The organism is Paracoccus sp. (in: a-proteobacteria), assembly GCF_047973135.1.
In the GTDB taxonomy this organism is placed as follows: domain Bacteria; phylum Pseudomonadota; class Alphaproteobacteria; order Rhodobacterales; family Rhodobacteraceae; genus Paracoccus.
Genome location: NZ_JBKEBL010000019.1, coordinates 1 through 2,374, shown reverse-complemented (window position 1 = coordinate 2,374; position 2,374 = coordinate 1). Strand labels below are relative to the sequence as shown.

At 63.9% G+C, this 2,374-nt stretch carries 4 protein-coding genes; all 4 read left to right on the top strand.

The window, feature by feature from the left end; translation table 11 throughout:
• A partial coding sequence (locus ACK5L9_RS01335) for a hypothetical protein (protein ID WP_416909645.1) occupies window positions 1-333 on the top strand: 333 nt, incomplete at its 5' end.
• A gap of 5 nt (window positions 334-338) precedes the next feature.
• Window positions 339-1,067 (top strand): SDR family oxidoreductase, encoded by a 729-nt coding sequence (locus ACK5L9_RS01330; protein ID WP_416909644.1) that lies wholly within the window; start codon window positions 339-341, stop codon window positions 1,065-1,067.
• Window positions 1,068-1,109: 42 nt separating this feature from the next.
• Complete coding sequence (locus tag ACK5L9_RS01325) at window positions 1,110-1,964, top strand: class I fructose-bisphosphate aldolase (protein ID WP_416909643.1); 855 nt, start codon at window positions 1,110-1,112, stop codon at window positions 1,962-1,964.
• Between the two features lie 4 nt (window positions 1,965-1,968).
• A partial coding sequence (locus ACK5L9_RS01320; protein ID WP_416909642.1) for a Gfo/Idh/MocA family protein occupies window positions 1,969-2,374 on the top strand: 406 nt, incomplete at its 3' end.

Genomic DNA, 2,374 nt, shown 5'->3' with positions numbered 1-2,374 from the left:
GGATTTCCCGACGCTCTGATACCGGTGATCGACGCATGGCACGGGTTTCAGCCCGAATCCGTGCTGCGCGACCATATCGCCCGTGCGAGGCTGGACCAGGTGATCGAGATCTGGTGCCATGTCTCGCCCGGAACCGCCGCCGCACGCTATCGCAGCCGCGCGGCAAGGCGCCATGCCGGGCATCTGCCGGCATCATATGCAAGCGAACTGTACCATTTGGCCGAACAGGCCCGCCCCATGGCCATCGGAGCGGTGCTGTGCGCCGACGGCGAAAGGCGGTTCGACCCGGCCCTGACCGGGCAGGTCATTCGCCTGTTGAATGAATTGGAGTGAATGATATGTCAGACTATGATAAGGGGCCGATACTGATCACGGGTGCCAGCGGGGCCATCGGCTCGGCTCTGGTCCGCCATCTAACCGAACGGGGCGCGCGGATCATCGCCTGCGCGCCGACGCTGGACGAACTGGCCGGTCTGGCCGCCGCGACCGGCTGTGACTGCCTTGCCTTCGACCTGACATCCGAGGACAGTGTGCGCGCCGCGCTGGACGGGCTGGATCTGTGGGGCGTGGTCAATTGCGCCGGCTTCGGCGGCGAGATCGCAACCCCGATGGACACCGACATCGCCATTTTCGACAAGGTCATCGCCATCAATGCCCGAGGCGCGCTGCTGGTCACGAAATACGCCGCGCGCAGCATGATCCGGCTGGGCCGGGGCGGGGCCATTGTCAATGTGTCCAGCCAGGCGGCGCTGGTGGCACTGCGGGGACATGTCTCTTACGGGGCGTCCAAGGCGGCGCTGGACAGTATCACCCGCGTTTCGGCGCTGGAACTGGGACGGCATGGCATCCGCGTGAACGGCGTACATCCCACGGTGGTGATGACCGAAATGTCGGCCTTTTACTGGGGCCGCCCCGAAATCGCCGACCCGTTTCTGGCGCAGATGCCCCTGGGGCGATGGGCCACCGAACAGGATGTCGCCGCCCCAATCGCCTTTCTGCTCAGCGATGGCGCGGCGATGATCACCGGCATTTCGCTGCCCGTGGACGGAGGATTCACCGCCTGCTGACCGGCAGGAATTTTCATTTATCTGTAAACTGAGGAAGAGACGATGAAACTTGCACGCATGAACCGGTTGTTCGGCATATCGGGCAATTGCTTTGACGTAGCCATCGACCACGGCATGTTCAACGAAGCCAGCTTTCTGGGCGGGATCGAGGACATGAAGGCCGCCATCGGCACGGTGGCATCGGCGCGACCCGACGCGATCCAGTTGCCGCCCGGACCCGCGACGATCCTGCAATCCCGCCCCGGCAAGGACCGCCCGGCGCTGGTACTGCGCACCGATGTGGCCAATGTCTATGGCACGCCGATGCCGCGCAGCCTGTTCTCGGACACGCCGCTGCCGCGCAGCCTGTTCTCGCAGATGATCGACCGCCCGGTCACGCAGGCCGTGCGGCTGGATGCGGCCTGCGTCGTCGTCAACCTGCTGATGCTGTCCGGCCAGCCCGAAGTCTATGCCGCCTGCCTGCGCAATATCGCCGAACTCAAGCCCGCCTGCGACGATGCCGGAATGCCACTGATGATCGAACCGCTGGTCATGCAGGACAATTGGAAGGGCGGCTATATGGTCGATGGCAATATCGACAAGATCCTGCCGCTGGTCCGGCAGGCGGTGGAACTGGGGGCCGACATCATCAAGGCCGATCCCTGCGACGATCCACAGGAATATCACCGCGTCATCCAGATCGCGCAGGACATTCCGGTGCTGGTGCGCGGCGGTGGCAAGGTTTCGGATCAGGAAATCCTGTCGCGCACCCATGTGCTGATGCAGCAGGGCGCGCGCGGCATCGTCTATGGCCGCAACGTGATCCACCACGCCAATCCGGCAGGCATGACCGCCGCGCTGATGGCCATCGTCCATGACGGTGCGACGGTGGACGCCGCCATGTCAAAGCTGGGGTAAGGCCATGAAAACGGTTCGTTTCGGCATCATCGGCTGCGGTCTGATGGGGCGCGAATTTGCCTCGGCCGCCGCACGCTGGATGCATTTGCAGGACATGAGGGCGCGGCCCGAGATCGTCGCGGTCTGCGACACCAATACCGCGCTGATGGAGTGGTACAGCACGCATCTGCCATCCGTCCGTCAGAAAACCACGGATTTCCGCGCGCTTCTGGCCAATGATCAGGTCGATGCGGTCTATTGCGCCGTGCCGCATGTGCTGCACGCGGCGATTTATCCAGAGATCATCGCCTCGGGTAAACATCTGCTGGGTGAAAAGCCCTTTGGCATGGACGGCACGCAGAACGCCGCGATCATGGCGGCGATGACCGGACGGCCCGGCCAATTGATCCGCTGCTCGTCCGAGATGCCCT

Coding starts and splice junctions, on each gene's coding strand:
- ACK5L9_RS01330 (WP_416909644.1), top strand. CDS start 339: ATGTCAGACTATGATAAGGGGCCGATACTGATCACGGGTGCCAGCGGG.
- ACK5L9_RS01325 (WP_416909643.1), top strand. CDS start 1,110: ATGAAACTTGCACGCATGAACCGGTTGTTCGGCATATCGGGCAATTGC.